The 18,407-nt window shown below is 59.9% G+C and carries 19 protein-coding genes; 4 read left to right on the top strand and 15 right to left on the bottom strand.

What is annotated here, in order from left to right; translation table 11 throughout:
• Window positions 1-49: 49 nt before the first annotated feature.
• The 3 genes from J5Y17_RS05445 to J5Y17_RS05435 are packed head-to-tail and all read right to left on the bottom strand — an operon-like array spanning window position 50 to window position 1,953.
• A complete protein-coding gene (locus J5Y17_RS05445; RefSeq protein ID WP_219784225.1) occupies window positions 50-718 on the bottom strand; it encodes an alpha/beta hydrolase in 669 nt (222 codons plus the stop codon).
• Between the two features lie 3 nt (window positions 719-721).
• Entirely contained in the window at window positions 722-1,351 is a 630-nt protein-coding gene (locus tag J5Y17_RS05440; protein ID WP_370628871.1) for a DNA-3-methyladenine glycosylase, read from the bottom strand.
• Window positions 1,348-1,953 (bottom strand): hypothetical protein, encoded by a 606-nt coding sequence (locus J5Y17_RS05435; RefSeq protein ID WP_219784223.1) that lies wholly within the window; start codon window positions 1,951-1,953, stop codon window positions 1,348-1,350. Before J5Y17_RS05435 ends, J5Y17_RS05440 begins: the two co-directional genes overlap by 4 nt.
• 172 nt (window positions 1,954-2,125) lie before the next feature.
• On the opposite strand from J5Y17_RS05435, the gene cobA reads away from it, so the two are divergent.
• Both cobA and J5Y17_RS05425 read left to right on the top strand, forming a co-directional pair.
• A complete protein-coding gene (gene cobA / locus J5Y17_RS05430; RefSeq protein WP_219784222.1) occupies window positions 2,126-2,980 on the top strand; it encodes a uroporphyrinogen-III C-methyltransferase in 855 nt (284 codons plus the stop codon).
• A 130-nt stretch (window positions 2,981-3,110) separates the two neighbouring features.
• On the top strand, window positions 3,111-4,340 hold the full coding sequence (locus J5Y17_RS05425) for an MFS transporter (RefSeq protein WP_219784221.1): 1,230 nt from the start codon (window positions 3,111-3,113) through the stop codon (window positions 4,338-4,340).
• Window positions 4,341-4,347: 7 nt separating this feature from the next.
• On the opposite strand, the gene J5Y17_RS05420 is transcribed toward J5Y17_RS05425, so the two are convergent.
• The 6 genes from J5Y17_RS05420 to J5Y17_RS05395 all read right to left on the bottom strand — a co-directional run bounded on the left by J5Y17_RS05420 (window position 4,348) and on the right by J5Y17_RS05395 (window position 11,632).
• A complete protein-coding gene (locus tag J5Y17_RS05420; protein ID WP_219784220.1) occupies window positions 4,348-5,241 on the bottom strand; it encodes an NUDIX domain-containing protein in 894 nt (297 codons plus the stop codon).
• The gene (locus J5Y17_RS05415) at window positions 5,205-5,645 is read right to left on the bottom strand and encodes a TrgA family protein (RefSeq protein ID WP_219784219.1); all 441 of its coding nucleotides are present in this window, start codon (window positions 5,643-5,645) and stop codon (window positions 5,205-5,207) included. Before J5Y17_RS05415 ends, J5Y17_RS05420 begins: the two co-directional genes overlap by 37 nt.
• A 2-nt stretch (window positions 5,646-5,647) precedes the next feature.
• Window positions 5,648-6,889 (bottom strand): cyclopropane-fatty-acyl-phospholipid synthase family protein, encoded by a 1,242-nt coding sequence (locus J5Y17_RS05410; protein ID WP_219784218.1) that lies wholly within the window; start codon window positions 6,887-6,889, stop codon window positions 5,648-5,650.
• 48 nt (window positions 6,890-6,937) lie between these two features.
• Window positions 6,938-8,335: a deoxyribodipyrimidine photo-lyase gene (locus tag J5Y17_RS05405; protein WP_219784217.1), complete on the bottom strand. Its 1,398-nt coding sequence runs from the start codon at window positions 8,333-8,335 to the stop codon at window positions 6,938-6,940.
• Between the two features lie 53 nt (window positions 8,336-8,388).
• Window positions 8,389-10,227, bottom strand: a complete 1,839-nt coding sequence (locus J5Y17_RS05400; protein ID WP_219784216.1) for an ABC transporter ATP-binding protein/permease — start codon at window positions 10,225-10,227, stop codon at window positions 8,389-8,391.
• 124 nt (window positions 10,228-10,351) lie between these two features.
• The gene (locus J5Y17_RS05395; RefSeq protein ID WP_219784215.1) at window positions 10,352-11,632 is read right to left on the bottom strand and encodes a LysM peptidoglycan-binding domain-containing protein; all 1,281 of its coding nucleotides are present in this window, start codon (window positions 11,630-11,632) and stop codon (window positions 10,352-10,354) included.
• 159 nt (window positions 11,633-11,791) lie between these two features.
• Between J5Y17_RS05395 and J5Y17_RS05390 the strand changes: the two genes are divergently transcribed.
• Window positions 11,792-12,382: a TIGR00730 family Rossman fold protein gene (locus J5Y17_RS05390; protein ID WP_219784214.1), complete on the top strand. Its 591-nt coding sequence runs from the start codon at window positions 11,792-11,794 to the stop codon at window positions 12,380-12,382.
• Here J5Y17_RS05390 and rarD read toward each other — a convergent pair.
• From rarD to J5Y17_RS05360, 6 genes are all read right to left on the bottom strand, one after another.
• Window positions 12,310-13,260, bottom strand: coding sequence for an EamA family transporter RarD (gene rarD / locus J5Y17_RS05385; RefSeq protein ID WP_219784213.1), 951 nt, complete (start codon window positions 13,258-13,260; stop codon window positions 12,310-12,312). The genes J5Y17_RS05390 and rarD overlap by 73 nt on opposite strands.
• An 85-nt stretch (window positions 13,261-13,345) precedes the next feature.
• The gene (locus tag J5Y17_RS05380; protein WP_219784212.1) at window positions 13,346-13,975 is read right to left on the bottom strand and encodes a hypothetical protein; all 630 of its coding nucleotides are present in this window, start codon (window positions 13,973-13,975) and stop codon (window positions 13,346-13,348) included.
• Window positions 13,972-15,135: an amidohydrolase gene (locus J5Y17_RS05375; protein ID WP_219784211.1), complete on the bottom strand. Its 1,164-nt coding sequence runs from the start codon at window positions 15,133-15,135 to the stop codon at window positions 13,972-13,974. Before J5Y17_RS05375 ends, J5Y17_RS05380 begins: the two co-directional genes overlap by 4 nt.
• Window positions 15,132-15,983: a metallophosphoesterase gene (locus tag J5Y17_RS05370; RefSeq protein WP_219784210.1), complete on the bottom strand. Its 852-nt coding sequence runs from the start codon at window positions 15,981-15,983 to the stop codon at window positions 15,132-15,134. Before J5Y17_RS05370 ends, J5Y17_RS05375 begins: the two co-directional genes overlap by 4 nt.
• Before the next feature lie 46 nt (window positions 15,984-16,029).
• Window positions 16,030-16,629: a superoxide dismutase gene (locus J5Y17_RS05365; RefSeq protein ID WP_219784209.1), complete on the bottom strand. Its 600-nt coding sequence runs from the start codon at window positions 16,627-16,629 to the stop codon at window positions 16,030-16,032.
• Between the two features lie 178 nt (window positions 16,630-16,807).
• Window positions 16,808-16,972, bottom strand: coding sequence for a hypothetical protein (locus J5Y17_RS05360; protein WP_219784208.1), 165 nt, complete (start codon window positions 16,970-16,972; stop codon window positions 16,808-16,810).
• 193 nt (window positions 16,973-17,165) lie between these two features.
• Between J5Y17_RS05360 and ccmI the strand changes: the two genes are divergently transcribed.
• Window positions 17,166-18,401, top strand: a complete 1,236-nt coding sequence (ccmI, locus tag J5Y17_RS05355) for a c-type cytochrome biogenesis protein CcmI (RefSeq protein WP_219784207.1) — start codon at window positions 17,166-17,168, stop codon at window positions 18,399-18,401.
• The last annotated feature ends 6 nt before the right edge of the window (window positions 18,402-18,407 follow it).

Raw genomic sequence — 18,407 nt, 5'->3', positions numbered from 1 at the left:
GCCTAATTTTTGCCAAAATTCTTAATTGACCCCGCAATTTTCCCTTATGTCAGGCTTCTTCGTAGCCGAGATTTTTGCGCAGAAACGCCAAGGCGACCCCCAAACCATCGGGCGAAATCCCGTGGCCGGTGCCGCGCATGATATGGGCGTAGGTCTCAAAACCTGCCGCCTGAAGCGCCTGACCGGCTTCGGGCAGTGATTGCGGCGGCACCACCTGATCTTCGTCGCCATGGATCAAGAGCACCGGCATTTTCACCTGCATCTCGTCTTCAAGCATTTCGGGTTCAAGAATGCGTCCCGAGAAACCGACGACACAGGACACGGCCTCCTCACGGCGCGGCGCGACGTGCAGCGACATCATCGTGCCCTGCGAGAATCCCAAAAGCGCAACCTGATCGGCTTCGAACCCGTAATCGACCATGATGGTGTCGAGATAATCATTCAGCTCGTCGACGGCGCGAAGCATGCCTGCGCGGGCCTCTTCCTCGCTCGAGCCGTCGATCCAAGGGATCGGAAACCATTGGAAACCCATCGGATTGCCGATGCAGCGTTCGGGCGCATCAGGCGCAAAGAACATCGTGTCGGGCATATGTTCGGACAGAGGATCGGCCAGCCCCAACAGATCGTTGGCGTCGGCGCCATAGCCATGCAGGAAAATCACGGCAGAGTTCGTGCGGCCCGACAGGCTGTCACGCTTGTGGTTAGTCAGTTCGGACATGATTCAGCGCACCCCTTCGCGTTGCTTTGCCACACGGTAGTAGGCCCAAAGCGTGCGTGCCGCAACCGCTCTCCACGGCGACCACTCTTCGGCCATCTGCCGTAAGGCGCGCTCTTTTGGACGCTCTGGCAGATCGAACAACAGGCGCGCGCCCTCTTGCAGCGCCAGATCGCCGGGCGCGAAGACATCGGCATGGCCCAGCGAGAACATCGCGTAGATTTCCGCTGTCCAGATGCCGATTCCGGGCACTTGCGTGAGAGTTGCGACAACCTCCTCTGTCGGCGCCTCTCTGAGTGCGCGGTAGTCAATTCGGGCCTCGGCCAACGCTTTGGCATAGCGCACCTTTTGCCGAGATAGACTGCAGGCACGCAGATCGTCTTCTGTGGCCCAACGCACCTTGCGCGGACCGGTGAGCTTCGCGGCTTTCATCCGGCGCCATATACCATTCGCAGCGGCGACCGAGATTTGCTGGCTGACGATAGCGGCCAGAAGTTCCTCAAACCCGTCTTTGCGGCGCCTCAAAGGCAAAGGTCCGGTGAGACGCAGCGCCTCGGCAAAGCGCGTGTCTGTTGCGGCCAGATGCGCCGCGCCTTCCGCCACATCGGCGTCACAGGTGATGATCCGCGCCTTCACACCATTCCGCCGGAGGCAATGGCGTGGCTCTCGGCCCATTCCAACGCGTCCAAAAGATGTTCGCGTCGGGTGGCACCCAACGGCGGCGGACAGCTCAGGAAGGCAACCTTGACCGCGCGCTCCCGCGCATTGTCCAGAAGCCCGCGATGGCTTTCGGTGCCAAAAACCACGAGCCAATCTGTCGGCTGCTCACCCAGCATATCCCCCGACAAAATGGACAATTCACGACCCGGCAGATCCGCCGCGATCCGATCCCGCAAGAGTGGTTCAGAACAGGTAATCCGCGCGCCCTCTGGGATCAGCGCCGCAAGTTCACCTGCCTCGGAAACCGCCTGCCACATATCACCGGGACGCGAGCGCAACGCCGCCCGTTCGAACCGCAGATACGGCAGTCCTCGTGCCTCGCAGAGCGCATAGCTTTCCGCCGTCAGATCGGAACAGGCGGGGCTTGCGTCGATCACAGCGGAAACCTCTTCGCGCGTGAGCGTCGCCGTCAGCGGCTCCGTCTCATCGGGCATTCGCACCAGTGCCTTGATGCTGGCCTCGCGCAGATGATCCGCCAGATTGCGCGCCTCAATCGTGCCAGCCAAAAGTAAGATCATTTGTGCATTCCCTCAAAAACTCCTCGCAGTCATGCGCGATCTGCAGGCGTTTGTCAGCCCCAGGGATTTCGTTTGCACAAGTTTCGGGCTGCTTCTTTTGCATGCACTCTTCTCCACTACGTCTTTTAGAAAGCCGCTTTCGCGAAGCAAGGCTCTGCGCCATAAAGAAAGCATGACAGATTCGACCCTCACCCTGCCCTCTGGCGACTGGCCCACATTAGAACCCGGCTGGGTTTGGCTTTGCGGTGCGGGTCCGGGTGATCCGGGGCTGATGACGCTGCATGCAGTGCACGCACTCAAAGAGGCCGATGTGATCGTCTATGATGCGCTGGTGTCCAAAGACATCCTGAGTTGGGCCGGGCCTGAAACAGAGATGCTCTATGCCGGAAAACGCGGCGGCAAACCTTCGGCGAAACAGGCGGATATCTCGCTGCAGCTCGTAGAGTTGGCCAAGGCCGGAAAGCGGGTGTTGCGCCTCAAAGGCGGCGATCCTTTTGTCTTTGGACGCGGCGGCGAAGAGGCGCAGACCCTCATTCAACACGGCGTGCCGGTGCGCATCATTCCGGGCATCTCGGCAGGCATAGGGGGGCTGGCCTATGCCGGCATCCCCGTCACGCATCGCGACGTGAACCAATCCGTCACCTTTGTCACTGGCCACGACAAGACCGGTGCCGCGACCCAGCTCGATTGGGCCGCCATGGGCCGTGCGGCGGGGGTTTTGGTGATTTACATGGGCATGAAACACGCGCCCACCATTCAGGCCGGTCTCTTGGCCGCAGGTCGCCCCGAGGACGAACCCGTCGCGGTGGTCTCTCAGGCGACGACACCGGATCAGAGAGTGATTGAAACCACGCTGGGCGCCATGGTCGAGGACATCGCCAAAGCCGCAATGGAGCCGCCTGCGATCATTTGTATCGGGCGCGCCGTCTTGATGCGGCAGGTTTTGGACTGGCAGGCGCTCATGCGGGGCGAGGCGCCGCGCGATCTCGACCCGTTGAAACGCGGCAAACCTGCGCAAGAAGGCTAAGCCCCTTCCCCACAGCATTTCATCGCGTGAGACGTTTTTGCACATGCAGTCCTCAAGAACGCGGGTTCTCAGAACGCGCCTCTGTCGTTAAACGCTATGCGACACATTCAAAAATGCGCACGAGATCCCGATGAGCGATATTTCCCAAACGCAGCCCACGCCGGACATGTCCAAGGCCCGCCGCAACGTGATGATCCTCGTCATGGCGCAGGCTTTCCTGGGCGCGCAAATGTCGATGATTTTCACCATCGCCGGGCTCGCCGGGCAATCTCTGGCCGCGAACCTTTGCTTTGCCACGCTGCCAATTTCCGCAACCGTTCTGGGCTCCATGCTGGCCGCCACGCCTTTGTCGGGTGCGATGCAAAAATACGGCCGTCGTGTGGGCTTCTGGATCGGCACGGGCGCGGGGACCGTTGGTGCAGGGATCGGCGCCTTTGCCTTGATGCAGCAGAATTTCTGGCTGTTCGTTTTGGGCGGCCTCTTCACCGGCGTCTACCAATCGTCGCAAGGGTTCTTCCGTTTCGCCGCCACCGACACCGCTGATGACGCCTTCAAACCCAAGGCAATTTCCTACGTCTTGGCGGGCGGTCTGGCGTCGGCCATCATCGGGCCGCAGCTTGTCAAAGTGACGTCGCAAGCCATGGTCGTGCCATTCTTGGGCACCTATCTGGCGGTGATCGTGATCAACCTCGTGGGGTCGTTGTTGTTTCTCTTTCTCGACATCCCAAAACCACCGGTCTCGACCCATGATCATCTGATCGGGCGCTCGCGGATGGAGCTGTTGAAAACCCCGCGCGTGGCGGTGGCGATCATCGTCGCTATGGTCTCTTATGCGTTGATGAACCTCGTCATGACCTCAACGCCCCTCGCAGTCGTGGGCTGTGGGTTCGAACAAAACACCGCCGCCGATGTGGTCTCCGCGCACGTCTTGGCGATGTTCATCCCGTCCTTCTTCACCGGTTTCCTGATCTCGAAATTCGGGGTCGAGCGTATCATGGCAACAGGGCTCGTCATCCTCGCCTGCGCAGGCATCACCGGCATGATCGGCGTTGATCTTGAAAACTTCTTCGTCGCGCTGATCCTCTTGGGCATCGGCTGGAACTTTGGCTTTATCGGTGCAACTGCAATGCTGTCGTCGGCGCACACGCCGTCTGAACGGGGCCGTGTTCAGGGCATGAACGACCTGATCGTCTTCGGTGGCGTCACCATGGCGTCACTGGCCTCGGGCGGTTTGATGAACTGTTCCGGCGGCTCCGCGCAAGACGGCTGGGCGGCGGTGAACCTCGCCATGGTGCCCTTCCTGACATTGGCGGGCGGGGCGTTGATCTGGCTATGGATGCAGTCGAAAGAGCGCGGCTGAACCGCCCTCACCCGTGCGCTCTGATCTTTTCCCTGTGACGCGCAAGCCAAAGCGCTGACATATAGAGCGGGCCGACATCGAGCTGGCCCGCGTCACACATCGCCATCAGATCGTCGAAGGACATGAGATAGGACGCAATGTCCTCGTGCTCATGATCAAGTCCGCCGCCGGTTTGGGTGATGCCGTCCGGCAAGTCGGCAATCCCGATGTAAGATGTGACATATTCGGTGATCGCCCCTGAGGACGGGTAGTATTCCGCGATCTTATGAAGCGCGCCAATCGTGACACCGGCTTCTTCCTCGCCCTCACGCCGGGCCGTGGCCTCGGGTCCCTCGCCCGCATCCACACGCCCCGCGATGGGCTCCAACATCCACGGACGTTTGTCGCCCCGCGCAAACGGGCCAAAGCGAAACTGTTCGATCACCAGAACACGGTCGCGCACCGGATCATAGGGCAGCACCGTGACCGCATCGGCCATCAAAAAAGCCGCGCGGGTCATGTCGTTGGACTCAGAACCGTCGAAATGCCGATGCTTGATGGTGCGATCATCAAGGGCGAAGAAAAAGCTATAAGGGATCTCTCGACGCAGAGATGTTACGTCATCGCGGGTCATATCGACACGCTGAGGCGCGCGCGGCCGGCCACCCGCCTCCGCTGTCAGTCTTGCCCAGGCGCGGGTGAAGATCATCGGACGTAGCGGACGCAATTCTTCAACGCTGCGCTCGCCGTGATAATGAACCACCTCATGCGCCGCAGCCGTAATGAATTCAGGAGACAGGAATGGCTCGTCGCCGTCCAGAACCTCACGCAGAAAGTCGATTTGATCGGGCGCATAGCGTCGGCTCAATGGCCCGAAAGGATCACTCACGCCCATTTGCGCGCGGCCTTTTCCGTCAGCCATCCGCCAAAGAACCCTCCGACGATCAGGATGAACAGCACATCCGGTTTCAGCACATACATGACGTATTCGCGCATCAGATCGACCATCGACATCAACGCCTCTGTCGGGCCGCGATAGCGTTTATCGAGCGAGCGATGGATCATGGTCTCGAAGGCGAAATAAAACACCGACCAGAAAGTCAGGATCACCGAGGACGAAAACCCGTAGCTATAGGCCGCCGCCATCGTGTCGCCCGCACGTTTGCCTAAGAACACCCAGCCGGTCAAAAGGCCGAAAAAACCGGCGATATAGGTCATGAGACCGTAGCGTGTGCCTTCAGGCAGGTAATTCTTAGCAAGTTCTGCGGCGAACCAGGCCAAAAGGGCGAACCAAATGGCGGCAACGAGTTTTGCGGCTGTGGGCATGTTTACCTGCTCGGGTGGGCGATTGTGATTTGTGTTACGTCACAGTTTCCCCCGTGAAAGGTCGCGGCGCAAGAGGTCAGATAGAAATTCCACATCCGACGAAACCGCTCGTCAAAACCCATGGCTTCGATTTGATCCCATTTCGCGTTGAACGTCTCATACCAACGCCGCAGCGTGATCGAATAGCTTTCGCCAAACTCCTTGCTTTTCACGGTCTTAAGCCCGGACTTGCCGATCTCTTCGCGTAGCACTGTCGGACTGGGCAACATACCCCCCGGGAAGATATATTTCTGGATGAAATCGACGCCTTTTCGATAGGTCTCAAAGCGCTTGTCCTGCAGCGTGATGATCTGAAGCGTCGCCTGCGCGTCCGCCTTCAGGCACTCGCGAATTTTGCCGAAATACACCGGCCAGTATTTTTCGCCCACCGCCTCGAACATCTCGATTGAGGCGATGCCGTCATATTGCGCCGTCTCGTCGCGGTAATCTTGCAGCTTGAGTTGAACCTGCTCCGAGAGCCCCGCCTTTTGAATGCGCTCGGCAGCGAATTTGAACTGCTCCTCGGAAATGGTCAGCCCCGTAACCTTGAGCCCGCGCTCGCCCGCCGCATATTCGGCAAAGCCGCCCCAGCCACAGCCGATCTCCAAGACATGATCGCCGGGCTTCACGCCCATCTCATCGACCATGCTTTTGTATTTCGCGATCTGTGCCGCCTCAAGGCTCTCCTGCCCTGTCTCGAAGAGCGCCGAGGAATAAGTCATCGTGTCATCGAGCCACAGCCCATAGAACTCATTGCCCAGATCATAGTGATAGGAGATGTTCTTTTTCGCTTGGCGTTTGGTGTTGGAATTCATCCAATGCCGCATCCGCTCATAGGCGCGCACAAAGGCCATGCCGGGAAAGCCGTCGTAAAGGTCGTCATTGCCCGCATGCAAGAGGTCCATGAAAGCCATCAAATCCGGCGTCGACCAGCCACCATCGAGATAATCCTCGCAAAACCCCAGATCTCCCTCGCGAATGAGACGCGCAAAGACATCGTCGCTTTTCACCTCAAGGCGTGCCACGGGACCTGGTGTTTGACCGCTCGCGCGAAACACCCGCCCGTCAGGCAGAGCAAAATCTAACTGGCCGCGCGCCATCTCTTGGGCGACCGCGAAGACATTACTGAAATAGCGCGGTAGGCCGTCCTGACCCTCCGTGCTGGTGAGGACCTCTTCGGCCGGAAGTTTGCTGTTGTCGTGCATCATCTCACCTCACTCGTTGTTACGAGTTTAGCGCAAACTGAGATTTCGTCACCCTTTCAATGTCTCATAGGCCGCAAGTGCGTTTTCGCGACCTTCCTTGAGGCTCGCCACCGGCTCAGGATAGGCGTCCTCAGGCGACAGTTCCCAGGATTTTGGCACAGCCTCAAAATAGGACAGAGCGGTCTTGGTCGGGCGCGCCTGCCCTTCGGCGATCCAGCGGCGCAGATAGGTGCCAGCGGAATCGAATTTCTCCGCCTGCCCGTCGGGATTGAAAATCCGAAAATAGGGCGCCGCATCGGGACCGCATCCCGCCACCCATTGCCAGCCCATGGCATTCGACGCCGGATCCCAGTCGATGAGACAGTCCTCGAACCATCTGAGCCCCACCCGCCAATCGGTCAGCAGGTGTTTGGTCAGATACGACGCCGCAATCATCCGCGCGCGGTTGTGCATCACGCCGGTGACGAACATCTCGCGCATCGCAGCATCGACGAAACGTACGCCGGTGCGGCCCTGACGCCAGCGCTCGGCGTCCTTATTGTCCTTACGCCACGGGAAATCGTCCCAGCCCTCGCGGTGGTTTTGTTCTGGCAGATCGGGTTCGTGATAAAAAAGATGATAGGCAAACTCGCGCCAGACCAGCTCTTTAAGGAAATGTTCCGCGCCCTTTGCGCCCTCCTCCATCGATTGCCAGCCCGCGAACCAGATGCGGCGTGGGGAGATTTCGCCATAGGTCAGGTTTTCCGACAGGCCGGAACAGACCGGTTCGGCGGGAAAATCGCGCCGCGTTTTGTAGTCATTCGCATGATGCTGAAGAAAGGCCGAGAGCCGCCCGTTGGCCGCCGCCTCGCCGATGTGACAATGCGGCAGGACCACCTCGGCGCCCCGACGCATCGCAGCACCCAGTTGCCAGTCCTTCAGGCTGTCGCTTGCAGGCCATGTGTCCGGCCATGGTATCTCAGGTCTCGTCAAAGGCTCCGGCACGGGATGATCGCGCACGGACTTCCAGAACGGCGTGTACACCTTGTAATAGCTGCCAGTCTTGGTCGCGACCGTCCAGGGTTCGAACAGAAGATGCGAATTTGACGACTGCGCCTCAACACCCGCCTCTTTCAATGCGGATTTTACCTCGGTATCACGCGCGATGGCGGCTTTGTCGTAGAGCCGGTTCCAATAGACGCCTGTTGCACCCAACTCGTCGACCAATGCCAAAAGATGATCCTTCGCTGAGCCATGGCGCAAGACCACCTTGCCGCCCAGCTCTTCGACCCGCTCCCTGAGATGGTCGAGCCCAAGCCCCAACCGCCATTTCGGCGCAGCCCCAAGTCCGTCGACCGTGATATCACGAATGAACACCGGCACCACCTGCCCGGCCTTGGCAGCTGCGACCAGCGCGGGGTTGTCGTCGAGGCGAAAATCCCGCCTGATCCACCAAATCGAAACCATAGTCTTTCCTTCTTTAGAAGGCTAACGCGTGAACCTGCGATTTGGATCAGATTTTATGCGGCATCTTCCGCCTCGCGGTCTTCGGCCTGTGCCGACCACATCGCCGCATAGGCGCCGCCCTGTTTCAAAAGCGCTTCATGCGTGCCGCGTTCGATCACCTGACCCGCGTCCAAGACGACAATCTCGTCGCTGTCGGCAATGGTGGAAAGGCGGTGCGCAATGGTGATCACCGTACGCCCCTCGCCCGCGAGTTTCAGCGCGCCAAGGATGCTTTGCTCCGTGCGGGTGTCCAAAGCCGACGTGGCCTCGTCCAACAGCAAGATCGGCGGGTCTTTCAACAACGTGCGCGCAATACCGACACGCTGTTTTTCGCCACCCGAGAGTTTCAATCCCCTCTCACCCACTTGCGTCTCGTAGCCTTCCGGCAGGGCCATGATGAAATCGTGAATCTGCGCCTTTTTCGCAGCAGCGACGATCTCTTCATAGGTGGCGCCATCGCGCCCGTAACCGATGTTGTAGCGGATCGTATCGTTGAACAGCACCGTGTCCTGCGGCACGACGCCGATGGCGCGGTGCAGGCTTTCTTGTGTCACCGCGCGAATGTCCTGCCCGTCGATCTGAAGACTTCCGCCGGTCACATCATAGAACCGGAACAAGAGCCGCCCGATAGTGGATTTTCCAGAGCCGGAATGACCGACGATGGCAATGGTCTTGCCCGCCGGCACCTCAAGATCGACACCTTTCAGGATCGGTCGCGCCGGATCATAGGCGAATTCAACAGCGTTCAGAGTGACCGTGCCGCCCGTGACCTTGATGTCCGGCGCATGGGGGGCGTCTTTGATCTCGGCCGGTTGGTGCAGCAGTTCGAACATCTCTTCCATATCCACCAAAGCCTGACGGATTTCGCGGTAGACCGTGCCGAGGAAATTCAAAGGCATGGTGATCTGGATCATATAGGCGTTGACCATGACGAAATCGCCCACGGTCATCTGACCGTTCTGCACGCCGATGGCGGCCATGACCATAACGATCACCAGCCCGCCCGTGATGAAAAACGACTGGCCGAAGTTCAGGAACCCAAGCGAATAGGCGGTCTTGTTGGCGGCGACTTCATAGGCCTCCATGGCCTTGTCATAGCGGGCCGCTTCGCGTTTTTCGGCGACGAAATATTTCACTGTCTCGAAATTCAACAGGCTGTCGACGGCCTTTTGGTTCGCGTCCGTGTCCTGATCGTTCATCTCCTTGCGGAGCTTCACGCGCCACTCAGTGACTTTGAAGGTGAAGAGGATATAGATCGCGATTGTAGCCAACAGCACGAGCATATAGGTCGGCCCGAAGGCAAAGGAGACGACCACCAGAACCATCAGCAGTTCCAACGCCAGAGGCCCGATGGAAAACACCAGAAAACGCAACAGAAAGGCCACGCCCTTAACACCGCGCTCGATGATGCGCGACAGACCACCGGTTTTGCGGGTGATGTGATAGCGCATCGAAAGCGCGTGTATGTGGTTGAAGGTCTCAAGCGCCAGTTGCCGCAGCGCTGACTGCGCCACAGGCGAAAAGATCACATCGCGGAGCTGGTTGAACCCGTTGGTCATCAGCCGCGCCATGCCGTAGGCGACCGTCAGCCCCACAGCGCCCGCGCCCAGCATCCAGGCCGCGGATTGCCCGTCTCCCGCGAGCGCATCGACAGCGGCTTTGTAGAGCACCGGCGTGCCGACCGTGACCAGCTTGGCCGCCAACAAAAACACCATAGCGACGATCACACGCGCTTTGGTTTTGCCGGCGTCTTCCGCCGTTTTGTCAGGCCAGAAATAGGGAATGACCGCGCGGATCACCGCCCAGCCATTTTTCGGTCCATCGGTCACTCTCAAAGGGCGATTGCCACGCATAGAGCTGCCTTTCACTTTTGCAACAGGCGCGCAACTTGATGCAAGACCGCCTTAGCCGCAAGCGCTCTTCGCGCAAAACACGAGAGGCATATTCGCGCAGCGGCGATGCCTCTCGCTCAAACTCTTATTCCGGAAGGTCGAAAATCTGCCCCGGATAGATGAGGTCCGGATCGCGGATTTGCGCACGGTTCGCATCGAACAAGCGGACATAGAGATAACCATCGCCATACCGCTCAGACGCAATGCCCCAAAGCGTGTTGCCTGGCTGCACGGTAACCGAGGCAATGCGGGGCTGTGGGCTGTTGGATGCAGCTGTTGCGACTTCCGTTGCGGCCACCTCCGTCGTCTCTACCGTGGTTTCCACGCCCTCCGCAGGTCCCGATGCGATCTCGGCCAGTTTGGCGATCTCTTCGCGCTGGAATGGGGTTTCGACGCGGCTGATCACGGCGCCCTCGGCTCCGGTCTGATCGACGCGTAGCGTATAGCGTCCTGCAGCAACCTCTTCGAGTTCGCGCCGCCATTGGCCGTCCGCACTCGCGCGTGCCTCGGTCAAAAACACTCCGTCGAGGTAAATCAAAAGCTCTGCCCAAGGTGCGGCGCGGCCAGAGACGAACACCCGGCCTTCCGGATCATAGGTGACCGCATCAATGCGCAACTCTGCGGACGCTGTGCCCGCTTGTTGCAACACTTTGACGCCCTCGTCATCCGCCATCAATACGGTCGGCTGTTCCGCCGATCCTCCGGCCTCCTGCCCCGCGCTTTCCAACACCTGCGTTGCAACCGCGACGCCCGTGCTCTCCGCCGTGCCGGACAGGCCACTCCCCGACGAGAGATCGGGCGGCACGTCGGTCTCGTCTCCCAAAGAGACAGGCGATTTTGGTGGAGCGCTGGCTGGGGCGATCAGCACGGTTTCCGCACTGGCAAGCTCTTGCGCCTCTTCCGTCGCGGATTTGGACACCAAACGCATTTCGCGTGCCTCTCCCGAGGCGGGCAGATCAAACAGCGCGACGAATTCGCCACGCGCGGAGGCTTCGGTGTTTGTCACTTCTTGGCCGTTAACCAGAATGGACACCGTCGCCCCGGGTTCTGCGCGCCCGGCCACCGTCGCGAGCCCGTCTGGCGGAATGCGGACCAGATCGAAGGCAGGATAGAGCTGGGCGGAGGCCTCGGCCACCTCCGGCGTGGCCTCGGAGGTCGCGCCTTGGTCCGATGCAGGCGCAGCCATGTCCACAACCGCTGCAGGCGCCTCCGTGCCAGAAAGCGCAACGGCGGTTTGTGCTGTCTCTGCCGCTGTATCGGTTTCCGGCTGAGGCCGCGCGAGATAGAGCGTTGCTCCGATCGCCACCACAATCACCGCCACGCCTACACCTGCGGCGGGCAGCATCCATCCGTTCGTTTTCGACATCTCTTGTCCTTATGTTTCCCCCGCCGAGACAGTGCACCCGCAACGGCATGCCGTCCTCGCGGAACAGCTTGCGGCGATCAGCGCCTCGATCAAGACTTGAGGGAGCCTAGCAAGGGGTCTAACAAGGGTCAAAGACTTCCTTTTTTGAAAGTATATGCCATGTCCGATACGCCTGTTTCCGCGCCATATTCCACGCCGTTTTCCGTCTGCGTCTACTGCGGCTCGCGCCCGGGTCACAAGGACAGCTACGAGGCCGCCGCGATCGAAATGGGAGAGGCCATCGCGCGTGAGGAGTGGCGTCTGGTCTATGGCGCGGGCGATGTCGGTCTGATGGGCGCCGTTGCGCGCGCGGCGCAGGCAAACGGCGCCGAGACCTTTGGCGTGATCCCAACGCATCTGTTGCCGAAAGAGGTGGGTAAACGCGACCTCACACGCTTCATCATCACCGAGAATATGCATGAGCGCAAAAAGGTGATGTTCATGAACTCGGACGCCATCGTGGTGCTTCCTGGTGGTGCGGGATCTCTGGACGAGTTTTTCGAGGTTCTGACCTGGAAACAGATCGGCCTGCATGAAAAGCCGATCTTTCTCTTGTCGACCGAGGGCTATTGGCAGCCACTTGAGGCACTGATCGAACATGTGATCAGCGAAGGCTTCGCGCCCATTTCAACCTCAAGCTATTTCGAGACGGCGGAAACGGTCGCAGAACTGGTCGAAGCCCTGCGTGCCCTACGTGCGGAACGGTCCTGACGCAGCACTTCCAGCGTGTAGAGCGCCAGCGCGATCCAAATCATCGGCATTGCAATGGCGTGCCAATGGGTGAAGGGTTCTGAAAAGACGAAGACTGCCAGAAGAAACTGTAGCGTTGAATTGAGATATTGCCCCATGCCGACGATGTTGAGCGGCAGACGACGCGCGGCGGCGGCAAAAAAGATCAACGGCACGCCGGTCACAACGCCCGAGGCGATCAGCATAAGAGACATGTACCAAGAACTGCCGAAATTGCCGGCAACTTGGGTCTCCGTGCCGCCCCAGCCGTAAAGATGAATTCCCGCGAGACCGATCAGCGCAAGAGGCACCAAAAACACGACCTCCCCCGCGACTGAGAGAAACGGCCCGGCGACCAAGGTCTTCTTGATCGCGCCATAGATCGAAAAAGTCACCGCCAACGTGAGCGCAATCCACGGCAGGGTGCCAATCCCGATGCCCAGCACCAATACCGCGATCCCCGCCAAGACAATCGCGAGATATTGCAGCCCGTAGAGACGTTCCTTGAACACAACGACACCGACCAAAGTGGCGACGAGCGGAAAGACATAGTAGCCAAAGGCCGCCTCTAGCGCCTGCCCCGATTGCACGGAATAGATAAAGAGACCCCAGTTGACCGAAATGAACATTGCCGCAAAGATCACCTTGCGCTGCTGCGGGCCGCTGATCAGGCGCCAGAACTCGCCCAAACGCCGCTTGAACACGATCCAGATGCCAAAGAGCACGAATGTCCAAATCGTTCTATGCGCCAGAATCTCTGTCGCCGGAACCATGTCCATCGCTTTGTAATAGAGCGGCGCGATGCCCCAGAGGGTCTGTGCCAAGAGGAGCGCGACCCAGCCTTTTTGCGTTTCAGTCATGGCCGGACAAAGCGCCTTTCACCGGCGCTTTGCAAGAAACAAAAATGCACAGGACGCTTGATGCCCTTGGTCCGCATTGCACAGCCTAGAGGCCAATCGCCTTCGCCACGAAGGCCTCGAACGGGTCCTTGCCCGGCGCGAAAGGGAGATGGGATGCAAAGCTTTCGGACGGAATTTGACCGGTCAACTCGAAACAGAGGGACCTGGCCAAAGCTGGCGGCGTGAAATCCTCCTCAAAGCTGTCTTCAAACTGTTCCTCGGCGGTGTCCTCCAAGGACTCGCGCCCATAGATCTCGATATAGCCTGTCGCCAAGAGCCTGATCAAATCCTCCGCCCGCTCCGCGAGTGTCAGGCACTCGCCCTCGTCGCCTAAAAAAACGTAACGCTGAGGCTGCCCCGCAAGCTGCCAGAGCGCGATATAGGACCCGGTGCTCGATGCGTGAAGGAAGGGAACGATCTGATCCTCGTATCCGCCCTCACCGAACCAATGCCGCACCAGATCTGGCGGCTGACAGAAGTAGACATCGCTCGTCAAACCGTCCGGTCGCATCGGGTCTTCCATGGTGACAATGGTCTCGCCACCGATCTGAAAATGCCCCGCAGCCCCCAAACCGTCCATGAAACTCAGCAGCAACGGATCAAAAGTGACAGCCGCCGCTTTGATCCGCGCCAGAAAGGCCGCGCGAAACTCAGCATAGGTCGAGATGGCGTTCAAACAATGTCTCCACTGCAAAAGGCCTGAATTGCATTGAGGAAAATCTCCGCCCCCAAGGGAATAAGCGCATCGGGAAAGTCGAAATCCGGGTTGTGCAATTCTGGTTGATCCTCGCCCGACCCCAAAAACAACATGGCCGCCGGGATTTCAGTGCCGAAAAGGCCAAAATCCTCAGAGGGACGCATCGGGATCGCGCCCTCGACACGCGGCAGGCCTCTCACCGCCTCTTCCAACAGAGCCGTCGCCTCGGGCGCATTGACCGAATGGCTAAAGGCATCGTGGATGGTGATCTCCGGCGTGAAAGCGGCGGCAGAGGTTTCGATCAGCGCGCGGGCCTCGGCCTCAAGCGCCGACATTTCGCTGTTCAACAATGTACGCAGAGTCACTTGCAACTCCGCCTCGCCCGGGCTGATACCAAAGGACGGCACGCCGAGACGCGCGTGGGTGACGGTGCAGAGGCGAAATCCCGGGTCTTCGGTCGGCAAATCGCGCGACAGCGCGCCCAAGGCAGGGATCAGTTCCGACAGCACAAGACCGGGCGAACGGCCATTTTCGGGCCGCGCAGCGTGCGAGGTCTGGCCGGTGAAACGGATATGAAGCCCGCGCGACGCGCAGGCTACAGGGCCCTCTTGCAAGGCCACAGCCCCCAGGGGCAGCTTTGGCAGGTTGTGCAAAGAGATCGCCAGATCTGGGGTGAGCGCAGCAAATTTCGGATCGGCCATCACCGCCCGCGCGCCCTGCCCGGTCTCTTCGGCGGGCTGGAACAACAGAACGACGCGGCACTCAGGCGCGCGCTCCGACAAGGCCCGTCCCACCGCATAGAGCGTCGCCATATGGCCGTCATGGCCACACAGATGCCCGACGCCCTCATTGAGAGACCGATACGTAGGTCCGAACTCTTCGAGGATCGGCAAAGCGTCCAGCTCCGCCCGGATCATCAGGGTTTTCGCGCCAGCGCCAAAGACGGCGGCGACCCCTGTGCCACCCAGCCCTTCGATCACCTCAGCGTCGAGAATACGCATCTGCTTTGCGATACGCTTGGCAGTTTCATATTCTTCGCCCGAGACTTCTGGAAAGCGATGCAATTCGTGACGCAAAGCCACTGCCTCGGCGCGCATTTCTGGCGTCAGGGTCCAAGCGTTGGGAAGTGGACGAGTCATGATATGGTCTCCGGGCCGCAGAGCGTTACGACCGTAATTTCAGGCGGCATATTGATCCGCACCGGATATTCGGAACATCCGATGCCGCCGGAGACGATCAACACACGACCCTCGGCCTCGTAGCGCCCATAAGAATAGGTTTCGTTTTCCGCCGCCATGATAATGGGAGAGCGGTTGCCGATGCGGATTTGTCCGCCGTGGGTGTGGCCGGACAGGGTCAGGAGGCATTGCTCAGGGACATGCGGGAACAGCTCGGGTTCATGGGCCAACAGGATCGCCGGCGCCTCTGAGGTGACTTCGCGCATGGCCGCATCCAAATCGTCGAACCCCTCGCCGTCGGGTCCCTCGTCATAGGGGCGTTGATCGCCCAGACCGATGAGCCAGACGTCTCCCCCCTCATGCGTCAATCTGGCCGCCTCATTGTCCAGCAACGGAATGCCGTGACGCGTCAGCGCCTTTTGCGCAGCACAGGGCACGCGATCCTTGGCCGCCGCGAAATCCTGCCACCAGTCGTGATTGCCAAGAACGGCGTAGGTCCCAAGTTCGCCGGTAAAGGGCTTTAATGCGCCGATAATGTCATCTTTGTCCAACTGGCCCCATGTCCAACGATGCGCGGCCTCATAGTCGCCCAAAAGCACCGCAAGATCCGGCTGTAAGCGGTTGGCTTTTCGCACAATTCTCTGAACCCGCGACAAGGGAATATAGGGCGCGCCCGCGTGAAGATCGGAAATGATCACGATCCGCATGGGCGCACGCGCGCCCCAAGCCGGATGTTCGACCCGATGGCGTTTGATACGCAGACGCCAGGCGGGCTCGATCCAGAACCCGTAAAAAAGGGCCAGGAGCACGACGGCTCCCAGCCCGAGAAGGATGTAAAATCCCGCGTTCACCGGATCACATGCGCGATGCGACGTTTTCCCAGTTCACCAGCTTGTCGAGGAAGTTCGACAGGTAGACCGGACGCTTGTTGCGGAAGTCGATGTAGTAGGAATGTTCCCACACGTCACAACCCAGCAGCGCGGTTTGGCCGAAGCAGAGCGGGTTCACGCCGTTTTCGGTCTTGGTCACTTTGAGACCACCATCGGTGTCTTTCACGAGCCAAGCCCAGCCGGAGCCGAACTGACCAGCGCCAGCAGCGGCGAATTGTTTCTTGAACTCTTCGACGGAGCCGAAGGACTCGACGAGGGCTTTCTCAAGCTCGCTCGGCATGGCTTTTTCGCCCGGGCCCATCATTTCCCAGAATTGGGTGTGGTTCCAGTGTTGGGACGCGTTGTTGAAGATGCCGGATTGCGCGACAGCATTGGCGTCGTAGGTGCCTTTGATGATCTCTTCGACCGATTTGCCTTCCCACTCGGTGCCCGCGATCAGCGTGTTGCCGGTCGTCACATAGGCGTTGTGGTGCAGGTCGTGGTGATACTCAAGCGTCTCCTTGGACATGCCGAGATCGGCGAGAGCGTCGTGAGCATAGGGAAGATCGGGAAGTTCAAAAGCCATTGGGGCCTCCATTGGTCAGCAGTGATGCGTTTCAGGTCCGGGTTATAGGTGATCCGATGGCGGGCTCGGGTCAAGGGCGAAACACTGGAATCGTTCCAGAAAAGCCGAACAGCGGGTGTTCGCCGCTATCCTAGTGCACGCGTCTAGTATGCCCCGCATCCGAACCACCTGTCACACCTTAATCCGGCAGATCGATCTGAATCTCGGGTTCATCGCCCACGGCGGGAATATCGCCGCCAGTGAAAATATAGGCCGCAAGCCCGGCCACAATCACGATCAAGGCCCCCACAAGAACCCCAAGCCCCACATTGCCACCAGATTTCGTTTCGTTATGGCTCGACATCTCTGTCTCCTTCATTTCGTGTCTCCGCATATCGCGGACGATTGAAGGAACAACGCCTGGCCCCCCTATTGGTTCCGAGAGCGTCGAGGTCTCGCTTCGAGCCATTCGGTCACACCCGCGTCATAGGGGGTTTCGCAAAGCCCCGCCGCCGGATACACCTTCGCAACGGAAAATTTCTTTGACGGACCCTGACATGACCTTTTGGATCATCGCCACTGCCATCGCAATCCTGTCCGCCGCCCCTCTGGCGCTGGCCCTGCGCAAAGCGCGCGGGATCGGGGCTGACAGCGCCTCTGCGGCGGAGATCGAGATGAAGGTCTACCGCGACCAGCTCAAAGAAGTCGACCGCGATGCCGCTCGGGGCGTGATCTCCGAAGAAGACGCCAAACGCGCTCGTGTCGAGGTCTCCCGCCGCCTGCTCGAGGCCGACAAGGCGCGAGGCACCAAAGCGAAAACAACCTCTTCCACGCCGATGTGGCTGGCCGTGGCGCTGGGCCTTAGCGTCATCGGCAGCGGGATCTGGCTCTATCGCGACCTCGGCGCGCCGGGGTATGAGGATCTGCCACTGTCGCACCGCCTTGCCTTGGCCGAAGAGGTTCGCGCCACCCGCCCGTCTCAGGCCGAGATTGAACAGACACGCCCCTCCTCGCCGCCCATCCAGACGCCTGACGAGCGCCTTCTGACGCTCGTGGGCCAGCTGCGCACGGCACTTGAAACCCGTCCGGACGATCTACAGGGCCATGTCCTTTTGGCCCGCAACGAGGCAGTGATCGGCAATTACGACCGCGCCTATGCCGCCCAGCAAGAGGTGATCCGCATCAAGGGCGCGGGTGCGACCGCTGACGATTACGCCGATCTCGCCGATATGATGATCCTTGCCGCCGGCGGCTATGTTTCGCCCGAGGCCGAGGAAGCCCTGTCCAAAGCCCTGAGCCGCGATCCGCAGAACGGCACGGCGATCTACTATTCCGGCATGATGTTTGCACAAAACGGCCGCCCTGATATGACCTTCAAACTCTGGCGCCCGCTCTTGAACTCCTCCGCGCCGGACGACCCTTGGGTGCCGCCGATCCGGGCCCAGATCGAAGCCGTCGCACAAGCCGCAGGTGTGCGCTACACACTGCCGCCCGCTCCGATGGCGGGTGGCTTGCGCGGTCCGACCCAAGAGGATATCGACGCCACCGCCGACATGACGCCGGAAGAACGCCAAGACATGATCCGGGGTATGGTCGAGGGCCTTTCCGCGCGCCTTGCCAACGAAGGCGGCTCACCCGAGGAATGGTCCCGCCTGATTTCATCGCTTGCCATGCTGGGCGACACTGAGCGCGCGCGGGCGATCTGGAACGAAGCACAGGTGATCTTTGGCCCCTCGCCCGAGGCGCTGGCGGTGATCCGTCAGGGCGCCGAACGTGCCGGGCTTGTGGAATAAGGACAG

Origin of the sequence: Celeribacter sp. PS-C1, from assembly GCF_019429625.1 — a bacterium.
Taxonomy (GTDB): Bacteria; Pseudomonadota; Alphaproteobacteria; order Rhodobacterales; family Rhodobacteraceae; genus Celeribacter.
Note: the sequence above shows the minus strand (reverse complement) of the source record. Positions and strands in the feature narration are given on the sequence as shown.